Source organism: Saccharothrix texasensis (assembly GCF_003752005.1).
GTDB lineage: Bacteria > Actinomycetota > Actinomycetes > Mycobacteriales > Pseudonocardiaceae > Actinosynnema > Actinosynnema texasense.
In genome coordinates this window covers 1,235,431-1,255,157 of sequence record NZ_RJKM01000001.1, presented here as the reverse complement: position 1 = coordinate 1,255,157, position 19,727 = coordinate 1,235,431, and the positions used below count along the sequence as shown (strand labels likewise).

General features: G+C 76.1%; 3 protein-coding genes. All 3 read left to right on the top strand.

Going from position 1 to position 19,727, the window contains the following annotated elements:
• The first annotated feature begins 182 nt into the window (after positions 1-182).
• The 3 genes from EDD40_RS04670 to EDD40_RS04660 are packed head-to-tail and all read left to right on the top strand — an operon-like array spanning position 183 to position 19,677.
• Positions 183-5,615 (top strand): type I polyketide synthase, encoded by a 5,433-nt coding sequence (locus tag EDD40_RS04670; protein ID WP_425471332.1) that lies wholly within the window; start codon positions 183-185, stop codon positions 5,613-5,615.
• Positions 5,504-14,893, top strand: coding sequence for a type I polyketide synthase (locus EDD40_RS04665; protein WP_425471331.1), 9,390 nt, complete (start codon positions 5,504-5,506; stop codon positions 14,891-14,893). The genes EDD40_RS04670 and EDD40_RS04665 overlap by 112 nt, the downstream gene beginning before the upstream one ends.
• Positions 14,890-19,677 carry a type I polyketide synthase gene (locus EDD40_RS04660; protein ID WP_425471126.1) on the top strand — a complete coding sequence of 1,596 codons (4,788 nt, stop codon included), beginning with the start codon at positions 14,890-14,892 and terminating at the stop codon, positions 19,675-19,677. The genes EDD40_RS04665 and EDD40_RS04660 overlap by 4 nt, the downstream gene beginning before the upstream one ends.
• Positions 19,678-19,727: the final 50 nt, after the last annotated feature.

Here is a 19,727-nt window from a genome sequence, read left to right as displayed (position 1 = left end):
ACCGGCAGCAGGGGGACGCACCCGCCCCTAGGGGCACGCTAAGGGAGGCTAGGGGTGGGTGCGCCCAAGGGGCGTCCGTAGCGTCAGGGCGGCTGAGCGAGCCGGAAAAGCGCAGGCGAAAAGGGCTTCGCACGGCGACGGGATCCCGCGGGGGCGGTCTCGTGGAGGCGTCGCTCATCCCAATTCCGCGGTGGTGTGCCGCGACCGGTCGGTGCGGCCGGGCGACGGTCCTGGAGGCGTGCGTGGAGAACGAGGAAAAGCTCCTGGGTTACCTCAAGCGGGCCACGGCGGACCTGCGGGAGGCGCGGCGCAGGCTGCGCGAGGCCGAGCGGCGGGACCACGACCCGATCGCCGTGGTCGGGATCGGCTGCCGGTTCCCCGGCGGGGTCACCGGCCCGGACGAGCTGTGGGACCTGGTCGCCGGCGGCGTGGACGCCGTGTCCGACTTCCCCGCCGACCGGGGCTGGGACGTCGACGCGCTCTACGACCCGGACCCGGACAGCCGCGGCCACACCTACTCGCGCACAGGCGGCTTCCTGCACGACGCCGCCGACTTCGACGCGGAGTTCTTCGGCATCTCGCCGCGCGAGGCCACCGCGATGGACCCCCAGCAACGGCTGCTGCTGGAGGTCGCGTGGGAGGCGCTGGAGCACGCGGGCATCGCGCCGACCTCGCTCAAGGGCAGCCGCACGGGTGTCTACGCGGGCCTGATGTACCACGAGTACTCGTCCCGCGTCGCCGTGGTGCCGGAGGAGTTCGAGGGTTTCATCGGCAACGGCAACGCGGGCAGCGTGTTCTCCGGCCGGGTCGCCTACACCCTCGGGTTGGAAGGCCCCGCGGTCACCGTGGACACCGCGTGCTCGTCCTCGCTGGTGGCGCTGCACCTGGCGGTCACCGCGCTGCGCCGCGGCGAGTGCTCGCTGGCCCTCGCGGGCGGTGTCACCGTCATGCCCTCGCCCGAGACCTTCGTGGACTTCTCCCGGCAGCGCGGCCTGTCGCCCGACGGCCGGTGCAAGCCGTTCTCCGACGCCGCCGACGGCACCGGCTGGGCCGAGGGCGCGGCGCTGCTGGTCGTCGAACGGCTGTCCGACGCGCGGCGGCACGGCCACCCGGTGCTGGCCGTGGTCAAGGGGACCGCGGTGAACCAGGACGGCGCGTCGAACGGGCTGACCGCGCCGAACGGCCCGTCGCAGCAGCGCGTGATCCGCGCGGCGCTCGCCAACGCGGGCCTGTCGCCCGAGCACGTGGACGTGCTGGAGGCGCACGGCACCGGCACGACGCTGGGCGACCCGATCGAGGCGCAGGCGGTGCTCGCCACCTACGGCCAGAACCGGGAGCACCCGCTGTTCCTCGGCTCGGTCAAGTCGAACCTGGGCCACACGCAGGCGGCGGCGGGCGCGGCCGGCGTGATCAAGGCGATCATGGCGATGCGGCACGGTCAGGTGCCGCCCACCCTGCACGTGGGCACGCCGTCGTCCCACGTGGACTGGACGGCCGGCGACGTGCGGCTGCCGGTCGAGGCGCTGAACTGGCCGGACACCGGCCGCCCGCGCCGGGCGGGCGTGTCGTCGTTCGGGATCAGCGGCACCAACGCGCACGTCGTGCTGGAGCAGGCGCCACCGGTCGAGGAGGCGGGGGACGAGCCCGTCGCCCCGGCGACGGTCGACACCGCCGTCGTGCCGTGGCTGCTGTCGGCCCGGACGCCCGAAGCGCTGTCCGCCCAGGTGCGGCGGCTGCGCGAGGCCCTGCGGGACCAGCGTGCGGGCGATGTCGCGTTCTCCCTGGCGACCGGTCGCGCGCACCTGGAGCACCGGCTCGCGGTCGTGGGCAGCGACACCGCCGAGCTGGCGGCGGCGCTCGCCGACTCGGCCGTGCGTGGCCGGGTCACCCCGGGCAAGGTGGCGTTCTTGTTCACGGGTCAGGGTTCGCAGCGGGTGGGCATGGGTCGTGGGTTGTCCGGCGCGTTCCCGGTGTTCCGGGAGGCGTTCGCCGAGGTGTGCGCGGTGGTGGACCCGTTGTTGTCGCGGTCGTTGGCCGAGGTGGTCGAGGACGAGGCGTTGCACCGGACGGAGTTCGCGCAGCCTGCGTTGTTCGCGTTCGAGGTGGCGTTGTTCCGGTTGTTGGAGTCGTGGGGGATTCGGCCGGATTCGGTGGCCGGTCATTCGATCGGCGAGTTCGCGGCGGCGTATGTGGCGGGGGTGTTCTCCCTGGAGGACGCGTGTTCGTTGGTGGTGGCCCGTGGTCGGTTGATGGGGGAGTTGGGGTCCGGCGGGGCCATGGTGGCGGTGGAGGCGGGCGAGGCCGAGGTGGCGCCGTTGTTGGAAAGCGGGGTGGATGTCGCGGCGGTGAACGGTCCGTCGTCGATGGTGTTGTCGGGGGTGGCGACGGCGGTCGAGTCGGTGGTGGCGCGGCTGGTCGGCAAGCGCACCAAGCGGTTGGCGGTGAGCCACGCGTTCCACTCGTCGTTGATGGAGCCGATGCTGGAGGAGTTCCGGCGGATCGCGGAGAAGGTCGAGTACCGCGCGCCGGCGCTGCCGTTCGCCTCGGCGCTCACCGGTGAGCTCGTCACCGACCGGATCGCCTCGGCCGACTACTGGGTGCGGCACGTGCGCGACACCGTGCGCTTCCACGACGTCCTGGACCTGCTGGCCGGACAAGGGGTCTCGCGGTTCGTGGAGGTGGGCCCGGACGCCGTGCTCGCCGGCCTGGCCGCCGACGCGGGCGTGGCCGTGCCGACGCAGCGCCGTGACCGCGACGAGGTGGTGTCGCTGACCGCGGCGGTCGCGGCGGCGTTCACCCACGGGGTCGAGGTCGACTGGCGGGCGTTCTTCGCCGGCCGCGACGCGCGCGTCACGCCTCTGCCCACCTACGCCTTCCAGCGCCGCCGGTACTGGCTGGAGTCGGCCGACGCCGGCGGCGACGCCACGTCCTTCGGCCTGGTCGCCGGCGGCCACCCGCTGCTGTCCGCCGTCGTGGAGGACCCGGCGACCGGCTCCGTGGTGCTCACCGGACGGCTCTCCGGCGCGGGCCACCCCTGGGTGCTCGACCACGCGGTGCACGGCACGGTCCTGGTGCCCGGCACCGGGTTGCTGGAACTGGCGGTGCGCGCGGGCGACCAGGTCGGCTGCGACACCGTCGAGGAGCTGACCCTCGAAGCGCCCCTGGTGGTGCCGGCGGACGGCGCGCTCGCGCTGCGCGTCACGGCGGGCGGCGCGGACGAGGACGGGCGGCGCACCGTGACCGTCCACTCCCGACCCGAGGGCCGCGACGAGCCGTGGACCCGGCACGCCTCCGGTGTGCTCGACTCGTCGGCGGGCACACCCGGGTCGCTGACCGAGTGGCCGCCGCCGGGCGCCGAAGCCGTCGACCTGACCGGGTTCTACGACCGGCTGGCGGAGTCGGGTTACGGCTACGGCGAGGTGTTCCGGGGTCTGCGCGCGCTGTGGCGGAGACCGGACGGCGAACTGTTCGCCCACGCGGCCCTGCCGGAGTCCGCGCACCGCGACGCGGCCCGGTTCGGCCTGCACCCGGCGCTGCTGGACGCCGCCCTGCACGCCAACCTCGCCGACGGTTCGGAAGAGCGCACCCCGCTGCCGTTCGCGTGGAACGACGTGGTGCTGCACGCGTCCGGCGCGACGGAGCTGCGCATCCACGTGCGGCCCGAGGGCGAGGACCGGCTGTCGGTGGTCGTGGCGGACGGCGCGGGCGCGCCGGTGGCCACGATCGGCCGGCTGGTCGCCCGCCCGGTGACCGCGGAGCAGTTGGCGCCCCGCCGCACCGACTCGCTGTTCCGGGTCCGCTGGACGCCCGCGACCACCGGGTCGGCGGCCACACCGGACGAAGGGGCCTGGGCGGCGCTGGGCGACGTGCCCGCGCCCGCCTTCCGCCACGCCGACCTGGCCGCGCTGCGCGCCGCGGTGGACAGCGGCGCCGCGGTGCCCGATGTCGTGCTGGCACCGGTGCGGCCCGGCGACGTGACCGGTGACGTCCCCGCCCAGGCGCGGGCCGCTACTCACGACACGCTCGCGTTGTTGCGGGCGTGGCTGGACGACGAGCGGCTGGCCGCGTCCCGCCTGGTCGTGCTGACCCGCCACGACGACCTCACCCAGGCGCCGCTGCGGGGTCTGCTGCGCGCGGCGCAGGCCGAGCACCCCGGCCGGTTCACCGTCGTCGACCTGGCCGACGGCGGCGAGGACCTGCTCGCGGTCGCCATCGGCACCGGCGAACCCGAGGTCGCGGTGCGCGGCGGCCAGGTGCTGACGCCCCGGCTGGCGCGCGTGGCACCCGTCGAAGGTCCGGCGCCGTGGAGCGCGGACGGCACCGTCCTGATCACCGGCGGCACCGGGGGCGTGGGCGGGCTGCTGGCCCGGCACCTCGTCGCCGACCACGGGGTGACCCGGCTGCTGATCACGAGCCGGCGCGGCCCGGACGCGCCCGGCGCGGCGGAACTGCGCGCCGACCTGGTCGCGGCCGGCGCGGACGTGGTGATCGAGGCCTGCGACACCGCCGACGCCGACGCCGTGGGCGCGCTGCTGGCCGGGATACCGGCGCGGCACCCGCTGACCGCCGTCGTGCACGCGGCGGGTGTCGCCGACAACGCGCTGCTCACCGACCTCACCCCGGACCAGGTGGACGCCGTGCTGCGGGCCAAGGTCGACGCCGCCTGGCACCTGCACCGGCAGACCACCGACCTGGCCGCGTTCGTGCTCGTCTCCTCGTCCGCCGCCGTCGTGGCGGGCGCGGGGCAGGCCAACTACGCCGCCGCCAACGCCTTCCTCGACGCCCTCGCCGAGCACCGGCACGCGGCCGGCCTGCCCGCCACCTCGCTGGCGTACGGCCTGTGGTCGGGCACCGGGATGGGCGTCCGCCTCGACGCCGCGGACCTGCGCCGGCTGGACCGGCTCGGGCTGCCCGCCCTGTCGCCGGAGGAGGGCGTGGCGTTGTTCGACGCCGCGCTGGCCGCGGGCGACCCGGCGGTGGTGCCGATGCGGGTCGACCCGCGGGCCCTGGCGGCACGGGCCGACGACCTGCCCGCCGTGCTGCGCGACCTGGTCCGCGCCACCGTCCGCCGCACCACGCCCGCCGCGTCCGGCGCGGACGCCCGCGCGCTGGCCGACCGGCTCGCCGACCTGTCCCCGGTGGAGCGCGACCAGGTGGTGCTGGACCTGGTGCGCACGCACACGGCGTCCGTCCTCGGGCACCGCGACCTGGACGAGGTGCCGCCCACGCGCGCGTTCACGGAACTCGGCTTCGACTCGCTCGTGGCCGTCGAGCTGCGCAACCTGCTCGCCGCGGCGACCGGGCTGCGGCTGCCCGCCACCCTGGTGTTCGACCACCCGACGCCGCTGGCGCTCGCCCACGCCCTCCTGGCCGACCTCGCCGGCGACCAGGACGACGCCAAGGCGGTGCTCGCCGAGGTCGACCGGCTGGAGGCCGCGCTCGCGGTCGTCACCGGGGCGGACGTGCCTCGGGTGACCGCGAGGCTGGAGGCGCTGCTGCGCACCTGGCACGACGCGCGCGGCGCGTCCGGCGACGACGACGCGCCCGCCGACCTGGGCGGCGCCACCGACGAAGAGCTGTTCGCGGTCCTGGACAGCGAACTCGGCATCTCCTGACCGGCAGCCCGCACCTCCGCAGACCCGTTGAAGAGGGTGGACCCAGACCGATGGCGAACGACGACAGGCTCCGCGACTACCTGAAGCGGGCCACCGCGGACCTCCAGCAGGCCCGCAGGCGCGTGCGCGAGTTGGAGGCCCGGCAGCAGGAGCCGATCGCGATCGTGTCGATGGCGTGCCGCTACCCCGGTGGCGTCCGGTCGCCGGAGGACCTGTGGGAGCTGGTCGTCGGCGGCGTGGACGCGATCACCGGGTTCCCGACCGACCGCGGCTGGGACGTCGACGGGCTGTACGACCCGGAACCCGGCACGCCCGGCAAGACCTACGCCCGCGAGGGCGGCTTCCTGCACGACGTGGCGGAGTTCGACCCGGTGTTCTTCGGGATGAGCCCCCGGGACGCCCTGGAGACCGATCCCCAGCAGCGGCTGCTGCTGGAGGTGGCCTGGGAGGCGTTCGAGCGGGCCGGCATCCCGCCGTCCTCCGTGCGGGGCACCTCCACCGGGGTGTTCACCGGCTTGATGCACCACGACTACGCCGACAGCACCACGTCCGGCAGCATCGCCTCCGGCCGCGTCGCCTACACGTTCGGGCTGGAAGGGCCCGCGGTCACCGTGGACACGGCGTGCTCGTCGTCGTCGGTGGCGATCCACCTGGCGTCCGAGGCGTTGCGCCGCGGCGAGTGCTCGCTGGCGCTCGCGGGCGGGGTCGCGGTGATGGCGACGCCCCAGCTGTTCGTCGAGTTCTCCCGGCAGCGCGCGCTGTCCCCCGACGGCCGCTGCCGCTCGTTCGGCCGGGGCGCGAACGGCGCGGCCTGGTCGGAGGGCGCGGGGTTGCTGGTGCTGGAGCGGCTGTCCGACGCGCGGCGCAACGGGCACCCGGTGCTGGCCGTGGTGCGCGGCTCGGCCATGAACCAGGACGGCGCGTCCAACGGGCTGACCGCGCCGAACGGCCCGGCGCAGCAGCGGGTGATCCGGGCCGCCCTGGCCGACGCGCGACTCTCACCCGCACAGGTCGACGCGGTGGAGGCGCACGGCACGGGCACCACGCTGGGCGACCCGATCGAGGCTCAGGCGTTGCTGGCCACCTACGGCCAGGAGCGCGAGCACCCGCTGTGGCTGGGCTCGGTGAAGTCCAACATCGGCCACCCGCAGGCGGCGGCGGGCGTCGCCGGCGTGATCAAGGTCGTCATGGCGATGCGCCACGGCCTGCTGCCCCGGACCCTGCACGCCGACGAGCCCACCGACCAGGTCGACTGGTCGGCCGGGAACGTGGCGCTGCTGACCGAGGCACGCCCGTGGCCCGCGTCCGACCGGCCGCGCCGCGCGGGCATCTCGTCGTTCGGCATCTCCGGCACGAACGTGCACACCGTGATCGAGGAAGCCCCGGTCGAGGAGCCGGCCCCGGAGCCGGTCGACGTCGCGGAGCCGCCCGTGCGGTTGTGGTCGGTGTCCGGCCGGTCGGCCGACGACCTCGCCGCCCAGGCCGCCCGGCTGGCGGCTTTCGCCGTCGCCGACCCGGCGTCCGACGTGGACATCGCCTACTCGCTCGGCGTCACGCGGGACGCCTTGGAGCACCGCGCGGTGGTGGTGGGGTCGACGAGGGACGACCTGGTGGCGGGGCTGCGCTCGGTCGCGGCCGGTGAGCGGGTCGCCGGGGTGGAAGCGGGAGTGGTGCGGTCGGGCCTGACCGCGTTCTTGTTCACGGGTCAGGGTTCGCAGCGGGTGGGCATGGGTCGTGCTCTGGGTGAGGCGTTCCCGGTGTTCCGGGAGGCGTTCGCCGAGGTGTGCGCGGTGGTGGATCCGTTGTTGTCGCGGCCGTTGGCCGAGGTGGTCGAGGACGATGCTGTGCATCGGACGGAGTTCGCGCAGCCTGGGTTGTTCGCGTTCGAGGTGGCGTTGTTCCGGTTGTTGGGGTCGTGGGGTATTCGGCCGGATCTGGTGGCCGGTCATTCGATCGGCGAGTTCGCGGCGGCGTATGTGGCGGGGGTGTTCTCCCTGGAGGACGCGTGTTCGTTGGTGGTGGCGCGTGGTCGGTTGATGGGGGAGTTGCCCTCGGACGGGGCGATGGTGGCGGTGGAGGCCGCAGAGGCCGAGGTGGTGCCGTTGCTGGTGGCCGGGGTGGACGTCGCGGCGGTGAACGGTCCGTCGTCGGTGGTGTTGTCCGGCTCCGAGGCCGGTGTCGAGGCGGTGGTTTCCCGGCTGGGTGATCGGCGCACCAAGCGGTTGGTGGTGAGCCACGCGTTCCACTCGCCGCTGATGGAGCCGATGCTGGAGGAGTTCCGGCGGATCGCGGAGAAGGTCGAGTACCGCGCGCCCGGGTTCCCGGTCGTGTCGACGGTGACCGGCGCGCCGGCCGAGGACGGCGACCTGACGACCGCCGACTACTGGGTGCGGCACGCGCGCCGCGCGGTGCGCTTCCACGCGGCGGTGGAGGCACTGGTCTCGCGCGGCGTCACCAGGTTCCTGGAGGTCGGACCCGCCGGTGTGCTCACCGGCATGGCCCGGTCGTTCGCGGAACCCGACGCGGTCGTGCTCGCCGCAGCCCAGCGCGAGGACCGCGAGGAGGTGGCGGCGTTCGCGGCGGCCGTCGCCCGGTTGCACGTCCACGGCGCGTCGCCGGACTGGAGCGCGGTGCACCCCGGCGGTGAGCGGGTGGAGCTGCCCACGCACGTGTTCCGCCGCCGGCGGTACTGGCTGGAGTCGACCGTCGTGCCGGCCCGCGAGGCCGCCACGTCCGCGACCGTCGCCGAGGACGCCGCGTTCTGGACCGCCGTCGCCGAGGCGAACCTGGCCGAGCTGCTGGGCCTGGACGGCGAGGACGTGGCCCGGGTGCAGCCCGCGCTGGCCTCGTGGCGGGCACGCGGCCGGGAACGCGCGGAACTCGACGGGTGGCGTTACCGGGTGCGGTGGCAGCCGACCGCCGGCGGGTCCGGCGCGCCGTTGACCGGGCGGTGGCTGGTGCTGTCCGGCGCGGGCGAACCACGCGCGGCGGCGGTGGCCGAACGGCTCGCGGCCCGCGGCGCGGACGTGCTGACCCTGCCGGTGGACGCCGGTCGAACCGAGCTGGCCGACCGGTGGCGGGAGTTGACGGCGCTGTCGGGCGTGGTGCTGCTGACCGCGCTGGACGACACCCCGCACCCGGTGCACGGGACGATCACCGAGGGCGTGGCGCGGACCGTCCTGGCCGTGCAGGCGTTGGGCGACGCGCAGGTCACCGCGCCCACCTGGCTCGTCACCTCGGGCGCGGTGGCCGCGGACCGGGGCGAGGAGATCACCTCAGCCGCCCAGGGGTCGCTGCTCGGCCTGGCCGGCGTGCTCGCGCTGGACCACCCGTTGACCTGGGGCGGGTTCGCCGACCTGCCCGTCGTGTGGGACGGCGCGCTGCTCGACCGGCTGGTGGACGTGCTGGCCGACCGGGCGGAGGACCAGGTGGCGGTCCGAGCCGCGGGCGTCCTCGGCCGCCGGCTCGTGCGGGCGCCGCTGGCCGGCGCGCCGAAGCGCGCCTGGGCGCCGCGCGGGACGGCCCTGGTCACCGGCGGCACCGGCGGGGTCGGCGCGCACGTGGCGCGGTGGCTCGCGGATCGGGGCGCACGGCACCTCGTGCTGGTGGGTCGGCGCGGCGCGGACACCCCCGGCGCGCGGGAGCTGGCCGCCGAGCTGGAGGCCCTCGGCACGACCGTGACGCTGGCCGCGTGCGACGTGGCGGACCGGGACGCGGTGGCGGCGCTGGTCGCCGACCTGCCGCCGGACGGTCCGCTCACCGTCGTGCACGCGGCGGGCGTGCTGCCGGCCGAAGCCCGCCTGGCCGACCTGGACCTCGCCGACTTCGCGGCCGCGGGCCGGGCGAAGGTCGCCGGCGCGCGGCACCTCGACGACCTGCTCGCGGACCGTGAGCTGGACGCGTTCGTGCTGTTCTCCTCCGGCGCGGCGGTGTGGGGCTCGGCCGGTCAACCGGGCTACGCGACCGCCAACGCCCACCTGGACGCCTTCGCCCAGCAGCGCCGCCGGCGCGGCCTGCCGGTCACCTCCGTCGCCTGGGGCACCTGGGGCGGCGGCGGCATGGTCGACGAGGACGCGCTGGGCGACGAGCTGCGCAAGCACGGCATACCGCCGATGGACCCCGCGTCGGCGGTGGCCGCCCTCCAACAGGCCCTCGACCACGACGAGCACCACCTGGTGGTGGCGCACCTGGACTGGGAGCGGTTCGCGCCCACCTACAGCGCCGCCCGCGCCCGCCCCCTGCTGCACGACCTGCCGGAGGTGCGGGAGCTGCTGGGCCTGGACCGGGCGGCCGACGCGCTCTACGGGTCCGCGCTCGCCGGGCGGCTCGCCGCGCTGCCCGAGGCCGAGCGGCGCCGCGCCCTCACCGACCTGGTGCGCGACCACGTCGCGGCCGTGCTCGGCTACGACGACGCCTCGGCGGTGGAGCCCGGCCGCGCGTTCGGCGACCTCGGGTTCGACTCGCTGACCGCCGTGGAGCTGCGCGACCGGCTCGGTGAGGCGGTCGGCACGCGGCTGCCCGCGACGCTGGTGTTCGACCAACCGACGCCGGTGGCGCTGGCCCGGTTCCTGGACGTCGAGCTGGTCGGTGACGAGCCGGCCGCGGTCGGCCCCGCGCCCGCCGCGGTCGGTGACGACCCGATCGCGATCGTGTCGATGGCGTGCCGCTACCCCGGCGGCGTCCGGTCGCCGGAAGAGCTGTGGGAGCTGGTCGTCGGCGGCGTGGACGCGATCACCGGGTTCCCGACCGACCGCGGCTGGGACACCCGCGCGCTCTACGACGCCGACCCCGCCGCACCCGGCACCAGCTACGTCCGCGAGGGCGGGTTCCTGCACGACGCGGCGCTGTTCGACCCCGGCTTCTTCGGCATCTCGCCGCGCGAGGCGACCGCGATGGACCCGCAGCAGCGGGTGCTGCTGGAACTGACCTGGGAGGCGCTGGAACGCGCCGGGGTGACCCCGGAGTCGTTGCGCGGCGGGCAGGTCGGCGTGTTCGCCGGCACCGGCGGCCAGGACTACGCCGACCTGCTGGACCACGCGCCCGAGGGCGTCGAGGGCTACCTGGCGACCGCCACGTCCTCCGCGGTGCTGTCGGGCCGAGTCTCCTACACGTTCGGGTTCGAGGGGCCGTCGTTGTCGGTGGACACGGCGTGCTCCTCGTCGTTGGTGGCGATCCACCTGGCGGCGCAGGCGTTGCGCAACGGCGAGTGCTCGCTGGCGCTCGCGGGCGGCGTGCTCGTCATGGCCACCCCGGCTCCGTTCGTCGCCTTCTCCCGCCAACGCGGGCTCGCGCCGGACGGCCGCTGCAAGCCGTTCTCCGACCGCGCCGACGGCACGGGCTGGTCCGAGGGCGCGGGGCTGCTGGTGCTGGAACGGCTCTCGGACGCGCGGCGGCACGGTCACGAGGTGCTGGCCCTGGTCAAGGGTTCGGCGGTGAACCAGGACGGCGCGTCGAACGGGCTGACCGCGCCGAACGGCCCGTCGCAGCAGCGGGTGATCCGCGCGGCGCTCGCCAACGCCGGGCTCACGCCCGCCGACGTGGACGCGGTGGAAGCCCACGGCACGGGCACCACCTTGGGTGACCCGATCGAGGCGCAGGCGTTGCTCGCCGCCTACGGCCGGGACCGGGACCGGCCGCTGCTCATCGGCTCGATCAAGTCGAACATCGGCCACGCCCAGGCGGCGGCGGGCGCGGCGGGCGTGATCAAGTCCGTGCTGGCGCTGCGGCACGAGCTGCTGCCGAAGACCCTGCACGTCGACGAGCCCTCCCGGCACGTGGACTGGACGTCCGGTCGGGTGGAGCTGCTGACCGGCGCCGTGCCGTGGCCCGCCCGGGACACCCCGCGCCGCATCGGGGTCTCGTCGTTCGGCGTGAGCGGCACCAACGCGCACGTGATCATCGAAGAGGTGGCGGCGCCCGCGCCCACCCCGGTCGAGCCCGCCGTCGTGGCGACCGACGTGGTGGCCTGGCCGCTGTCCGCGCGCGGCCCCGAGGCGTTGCGGGCGCAGGCCGACCGGCTCGCCGCGGCGGCCGCCGACCTGCGCCCGGTCGACGTGGCGTGGTCGTTGGGCGCCACCCGCGCGGCGCTGGAGGACCGGGCGGTCGTAATCGGCGCGTCCACCGCGGAGCTGATCGCCGGGCTGCGCGCCCTGGACGGCCGCGACACCGCCGTCGGCGGACCGACCGCGTTCCTGTTCACCGGTCAGGGAGCGCAGCGCATCGGCATGGGCCGGCGGCTGCACGCGGCGTTCCCGGTGTTCCGGGAAGCGTTCGACGCCGCGGTGGCCGTGCTGGACGGCGAACTGGGCACGTCGCTGACCGAGGTGGTGTTCGGCGAGGACCAGGCGGTCCTCGACCGCACGGAGTTCAGCCAGCCCGCGCTGTTCGCGTTCGAGGTGGCGTTGTTCCGGCTGCTGACCGACTGGGGCGTGACCCCGGACTTCCTGGCGGGCCACTCGATCGGCGAGATCGCCGCCGCGCACGTCGCCGGGGTGTTCGGGCTCGCGGACGCCGCCCGGCTGGTGGTGGCGCGCGGCCGGTTGATGCAGGCGCTGCCCGAGGGCGGCGCGATGGTCGCGGTCGAGGCCACCGAGGACGAGGTGCGGCCGCTGCTGACCGGCGCGGTCGGGCTCGCGGCGGTCAACGGGCCGACCTCCGTGGTGGTCTCCGGCGCGGCGGCGGACGTCGAGGCGGTGATGGCCGCGCTGGGCGACCGGCGGACCAAGCGGCTGCCGGTCAGCCACGCGTTCCACTCGCCCCTGGTGGAGCCGATGCTCGCCGACTTCCGGCGGGTGCTGGCCGGGATCTCGTTCGCCCCGCCGGCCATCCCGGTCGTCTCGACGCTGACCGGCGCGCCGGCCGAGGGCGACGACCTGGTGACCGCCGACTACTGGGTGCGGCACGCGCGGGACGCCGTCCGGTTCCACGACGGTGTGACCGCGCTGGCCGCGCACGGCGTGCGCCGGTTCCTGGAAGTGGGCCCGGACGGCGTCCTCACGGGCACGGCCCGGGTCGACGGCGCGCTGATCGCCGCCCAGCGGCGCGACCGGGACGAGGTGGTGGCGCTGACCACCGCCGTGGGCCGGGTGTTCGCGACCGGCGGGCCGGTGGACTGGGAACGCGTGCACGGCGGGCGCGGCGCGGTCCGGGTGGACCTGCCGACCTACGCCTTCCAGCGCACCCGGCACTGGATCGACGTGCCCGAGCGCTCCGCCGCGAGCACCGGTCAGGACGACGCGTTCTGGGCGGCCGTGGCGGACGGCGGGCTGGCCGACCTGTCCGCCGACCTCGCCGTGGACGAGGCGGCGCTGGCGCAGGTGGTGCCCGCGCTGTCGTCGTGGCGGGACCGGCTGCGCGAGCGGTCCGCGGTGGACTCCTGGCGGTACCGGGTGGAGTGGCGCTCGGTGCACCTGGCCGACCGCCGCGCCGAGGGGACCTGGGTGGTCATCGGCCCGGACGACGAACGGGTCACCGCGGTAGCCGACGGCCTGGCCCGGCGCGGGGTGACCGTGGTGCGCGTTCTCGACGACACCGACCGCGCCGTCGTGGCCGACCGCGTCGGCGGCCTGGAACCGGCGGGGGTGCTGGTGCTGTCCGCCCTGGACGACCGGCCGCACCCGCTGTCACCCGGCCTGTCGCTCGGCGTCGCCGCGGCCGTCGCCGCGGTGCAGGGCCTGGACGACGCGGGCGTGACCGCCCCCGTCTGGTTCGCCACGGTGGGCGCGGTCGCCGTCGACCGGTTCGACCGGCCCGGCGACCTGCGCCAGACGGCGTTGTGGGGCATCGGCACGGTGCTCGGGCTGGACCGGCCGCGCACGTGGGGCGGCGTGGTCGACCTGCCCGCCGACACGCCCGCCGCAGCCGGGGTGCTCGACCGGCTGGCGGCCGTGCTGACCGCCGGCGAGGAAGACCAGGTCGCCGTGCGCAGGTCCGGTGTGTTCGGCCGCCGGCTGGTCCGCGCGCCGCAGGGACCGGCGGTGCGCGAGTGGCGCCCGCGCGGGACCGTGCTCGTCACCGGCGGCACGGGTGGCGTCGGCGCGCACCTGGCCCGCTGGCTGGTCGACGGCGGCGCGGACCGCGTGGTGCTCGCCGGGCGGCGCGGCGCCGAGACCCCGGGAGTGACCGAGCTGCTGGCCGAACTCGGCGGACGCGCGGAGGCCGTGGCGTGCGACGTGGCCGACGACCGCGCGGTCGCCGGGCTGCTGGCCGCGCTGCCCGACCTGACCGCGGTGTTCCACGCGGCGGGCACCCTGATCCGGGAGTCCGGTGTGGACGAGCTGACCGAGGTCGACCTGGCCGAGTCCGGCCGGGCGAAGGTGGTCGGCGCCCTCAACCTGGACGCCGCGCTCGGCGACCGGGAGCTGGACGCGTTCGTGGTGTTCTCCTCGGGCGCGGCGGTGTGGGGCTCCGGCGGACAGGTCGGCTACGCGGCGTCGAACACGCTGGTGGACCAGCTGGTCCGGCACCGCCGGGCACGCGGGCTGGCCGGCACGTCGGTGGCCTGGGGCTCGTGGGCGGGCGGCGGCATGGCGGCGGGCGAGGAGGACCGGCTGACCAGGCTCGGCGTGGGCGTGATGGCGCCGGGCACCGCGATCGCCGCCCTGCAGGGCGTCCTGGACCGGGACGAGGCGCACACCGTCGTCGCCGACCTGGACTGGTCGGTGTTCGCGCCGGCCTACGCGCTGTCGCGGCGGCGCCCGCTGCTGGACGCGGTCCCGGAGGCCCGCGCGGCGCTCGCCGAGGACACCGCGCCCGAGCGCTCCGGCGACGCCGACGACCTGGCCGCCCGGCTCGCCGGGCTCACCGAGGCGGACCAGCGGGACCTGCTGCTGGAACTCGTGCGCGAGCGCGTCGCGGGCGTGCTCGGCCACGGCGGGGCGGCCCTGGTCGCCGCCGAGCGGGCGTTCAGCGATCTCGGGTTCGACTCGCTGACGGCCGTGGAGCTGCGCAACGCGCTGGTCGCCGACACGGGTCTGCGGCTGCCCGCGACCCTGGTGTTCGACCACCCCACCCCGCTCGCGCTGGCCGAGGTGCTGCGCGGCGAACTCGCGCCGGACACCGCGCGGTCGGTGCTCGACGACCTCGACCGGCTGGAAGCCGCGTTCGGGGCGGGCCTGGACGACGACGTGCGCGCGCTGGTGGACCGGCGGCTGCGCGCCCTGCTCGGCGGCGGGCCGAACGGCACGAACGGCGCCGGCGAGGCGGTCGCGGCCCTGCTGGAGGACGGCAGCGACGACGACCTCTTCCGGTTCATCGACGACAAGCTGAGCAACTCGTGAACGGTGGTTCGATGTCCAACGAAGCGAAGCTCCGCGAGTACCTGCGCCGGGTGACGGCCGACCTCCACGAGACCGGTCGGCGGCTCGCGGAGGTGCGGGACCGCGCGGCGGAGCCGATCGCGGTGGTCGGACTCGGGTGTCGTTACCCCGGTGACGTGGCCACGCCCGAGGACTTGTGGGCGTTGCTGCGCGAAGGCCGTGACGTCACGTCCGACATGCCGGCCGACCGGGGCTGGGACGTGGACGCGCTCTACCACCCCGACCCGGAGCACGAGGGCACGACCTACGTGCGGCGCGGCGGGTTCCTGCACGACGCGCCGCTGTTCGACCCGGCGTTCTTCGGCATCAGCCCGCGCGAGGCCGCGGACATGGACCCGCAGCAGCGCGTGCTGCTGGAGACGTCGTGGGAGGCGCTGGAGCACGCCGGCATCAACCCGGCGGACCTCAAGGGCACGCGCACCGCCGTCTACGCGGGCGTCGTCTACCACGACTACCCCAACAGCTACGGCGCGGGCAGCATGGTCTCCGGCCGGGTGGCCTACCACCTCGGCCTGGAAGGTCCGGCGCTGACCGTCGACACGGGCTGCTCGTCCTCGCTGGTCGCGATCCACCTCGCGGTGCAGGCGCTGCGGTCCGGCCAGGTGTCGCTGGCGCTGGCCGGCGGCGCGACGGTGATCGCCACCCCGGCCACGTTCCTGGAGTTCTCCCGGCAGCGGGCGCTGGCGCCGGACGGCCGGTGCAAGTCGTTCGCGGCGGGCGCGGACGGCGCGGGCTGGTCCGAGGGCTCGGGCGTGGTCGTGCTGGAACGGCTGTCGGACGCCCTGAGGCTGGGGCACGAGGTGCTGGCCGTGGTGCGCGGTTCGGCGGTGAACCAGGACGGCGCGTCCAACGGCATCACCGCGCCCAACGGGCCGTCGCAGCAGCGGGTCATCCGCGCCGCGCTGGCCGACGCCCGCCTCGCGCCCGCCGACGTGGACGCGGTGGAGGCGCACGGCACCGGCACCCGGCTCGGCGACCCCATCGAGGCGCAGGCCGTGCTCGCCACCTACGGCCAGGACCGCGAGCGCCCGCTGTGGCTGGGCTCGCTGAAGTCCAACCTCGGCCACTCGCAGGCCGCGGCCGGTGTCGCGGGTGTGATCAAGATGGTGCTGGCGCTGCGCCACGGGCTGCTGCCGCGGACCCTGCACGTCACCGAGCCGTCCGCGGAGGTGGACTGGAGCGCGGGCGACGTGGCGCTGCTGACCGAGGAGCAGCCCTGGCCCGCCGGGGAACGGGTGCGGCGCGCGGGCGTGTCGTCGTTCGGCATCAGCGGCACCAACGCGCACGTGGTGCTGGAGCAGGCGCCCGACGTGCAGGCCGAGGAGCGCGAGCCGGCGCCGGACGGCGTGGTGCCCTGGGTGCTCTCCGGGCACACCTCGGGCGCGTTGACCGCGCAGGCCGCCCGGTTGCGCGACCACCTGGCCGGCGCGGACCTCCCCGCGCGGGACGTGGCGTGGTCGTTGGCGACCACCCGCGCCGCCCGCGAGCACCGGGCCGTGGTGCTGGGCCGCGACACCGCCGAGCTGGCCGCCGGGGTGTCCGCGCTCGCCGACGGCGTCCCCTCGGCCGCCGTGGTCACCGGCACGGCCGACGTCGAGGGCCGCACCGTCTTCGTCTACCCCGGGCAGGGCGCGCAGTGGGTCGGCATGGCCGCCGCGCTGCTGGAGGCTTCGCCGGTGTTCGCCGCCCGGATGGCCGAGTGCGCGCGGGCGTTGTCGGCGTTCGTCGACTGGGACGTGGTCGCGGTGGCGCGCGGCGAGGAGGGCGCGCCCACGCTGGACCAGGTCGACGTGGTGCAGCCGGCGCTGTGGGCGGTCATGGTGTCGCTGACCGCGTTGTGGGCGCACCACGGCATCCGGCCGGACGCGGTGGTGGGCCACTCGCAGGGCGAGATCGCCGCCGCCGTCGTGGCCGGTCGGCTGTCGCTGGAGGACGGCGCCCGCGTCGTGGCGCTGCGCAGCCGGGCGATCCGGGAGCGGTTGGCCGGGCGCGGCGGGATGCTGTCCGTGGCGTTGTCGGCCGCCGGGGTGGTGCCGCACCTGGGGTCCTTCGGGAACCGGGTGTCGGTCGCGGCGGACAACGGCGCGTCGTCGGTCGTGGTGTCGGGCGACCCCGAGGCGTTGGACGGCCTGGCCGGGCTGTTGACCTCGCTGGGCGTGCGGTCCAGGCGGGTCAACGTGGACTACGCCTCGCACTCGGCCCAGGTCGGCGACATCGAGCAGCGGCTGCTGGCCGACCTCGGCCCGGTGGGGCCCAGGGCCGGCGAGGTGCCGATGCTGTCCACCGTCACGGGGGAGTGGGTGGGCGGCGACGAGCTGGACGCCCGCTACTGGTACACCAACCTGCGTTCCACGGTCCGCTTCGCCGACGCGGTCCGGTCGCTGGCCGCGCAGGGGCACTCGGCGTTCGTCGAGATCAGCCCGCACCCGGTGCTCCTGCCGAGCGTGGGCGAGACCTTGGACGGTCGCGAGCAGCCCGTGGTGGCCGCCGGGACGTTGCGCCGTGACGAGGGCGGGTTCGACCGGTTCCTGCGGTCGGTCGCCGAACTGCACGTGCGCGGTGTGTCGCCGGACTTCGCGGCGCTGCTGCCGGGCGCGCGTCCCGTGCGGCTGCCGACCTACGCGTTCCAGCACCGGCACTTCTGGCTCACCGAGGAGCCGCGCGCGGCCGCCGACCCGGCCGACGAGGCGTTCTGGGCCGCGGTCGAGCACGGCGGCCTGCCCGCGCTCCCGGCCGACCTCGCCGTGGACGAGGACGCGCTGGGCCGGGTGCTGCCCGCCCTGTCGGCGTGGCGGGCACGGCTGCGCGAGAAGTCCACGGTGGACTCCTGGCGGTACCGGGTGCGGTGGCTGCCGGTGCCGGTCGGCGTCGGGCTGCCCGGCCGGTGGCTGGTGGTGGTGCCCGGAACGCCGCACGGGGACAAGCGGTGCCGGGCGGTGGTCGAGGGGTTCGAGGCGCGTGGCGCGCGGGTCGTGCCCGTCGAGGTGGACGAGGCGGATCGCGACCTGATCGCCGCACGGCTGCGCACCGCGCTCGCCGGCGAGACCGTCGACGGGGTGCTGTCGCTGCTGGGCCTGGACGCCCGGCCGCACCCGCTGTTCGGCGCGCTGTCCCGGGGGGTGGCGGCCTCCGTCGCGCTGGTGCAGGCGTTGGACGACGCCGGGGTGACCGCGCCGCTGTGGTTCGGCACGTCGGCGGGTGTCGCGGTCGACGCCGCCGAACGGCTCGCCGACCGGTTCCAAGGCGCGCTGTGGGGCTTGGGCACGGTGCTCGGCCTGGACCGCCCCGACCGCTGGGGCGGCCTGGTGGACCTGCCCGCCGAGGTGTCCGACGACGTCGTGGCGCAGCTGCTCGGCGTGCTCACGGGTCCGGAGGACCAGGTGGCGCTGCGGTCGGGCGGCGCGCTGGCCCGCCGGCTGGCGCCCGCGCCCGCGTCACCCGGCCGCGACGTGTGGACACCGCGGGGGACCGTGCTGGTCACCGGCGGCACGGGCGGTGTCGGCGCGCACGTGGCCCGCTGGCTCGTGGCGGGTGGCGCGGAGCGCGTCGTGCTCACCGGGCGGCGCGGTCCCGACACGCCGGGCATCGCCGGGCTGCTCGCCGAACTCGACGGCCGCGCCGAGGCGGTGGCGTGCGACGTCGCGGACCGGGACGCGCTGGCCGCCCTGCTGGCGGACCTGCCGGACCTGACCGCGGTGTTCCACGCCGCGGGCGTGACCCACCTGGAGTCCGGTGTGGATGACGTCGGCGTGGCCGACTTCGCCGACGTCGGCCACGCGAAGGTGGTCGGCGCGCTGCACCTGGACGACCTGCTGGCCGACCGGGAGCTGGACGCGTTCGTGGTGTTCTCCTCGGGCGCGGCGGTGTGGGGCTCCGGCGGCCAGGTCGGCTACGCGGCGGCCAACGCGGTGCTCGACGCCATCGCGCACGACCGCCGCACCAGGGGGCTCGCGGCCACCTCGGTCGCGTGGGGCTCGTGGGGCGGCGACGGCATGGCGTCCGGCGAGGCGGGCGAGCACCTGGCCCGCCGGGGTGTGCGGACGATGGACCCGAAGCTCGCGCTGACCGCGCTGCAAGGCGTGCTGGACCGCGACGAGGCGCACACCGTCGTGGCCGACTTCGACTGGGCCGTCTTCGCGCCCACCTACGCGTCCGCCCGCCCGCGTCCGCTGCTGGACACCGTCCCGGCCGCGCGCGCCGCGCTCGCGCCCGCCGAGCCGACGTCCGACGGCGACGGGCTGGCCGCGCGGCTGGCGGGGCTGGCCGACGGCGAGCGCCGGGCCGTGCTGCTCGACGTGGTGCGCGGGCACGTGGCCGCCGTGCTCGGCTACGGCGACCCGACCGAGGTCGACGCGGCGCGGGCGTTCAAGGACCTGGGCTTCGACTCGGTGACGGCCGTCGAGCTGCGCAACGGGCTGGCCGCGGCGACCGGCGTGAGGCTGCCCGCGACCGTCGTGTTCGACCACCCGACACCGCAGGCGCTCGTCGCGGTGCTGCTCGCCGAACTCGTCGGCGACGACGCGGCGCCCGCCGACACGCTGCTGGCCGGGCTGGACCGCCTGGAGGTCGCCGTCGCGACCGCCGCGCCCGAGGAGATCGCGGCCGGCCACGTGACCACCCGCCTGCGCGCCCTGCTCACGAAGCTGGAACAGGGCGGGGACACCGCGACGGTGGCGCAGCGCCTCGACTCGGCGTCCGCCGACGACGTCTTCGCCTTCATCGACCGCGAGCTCGGCATGGCCTGACCCTCTCCCGCGCGCCGTTTCCCCGACCGCCCCCAGCACCGGTGAGGCAC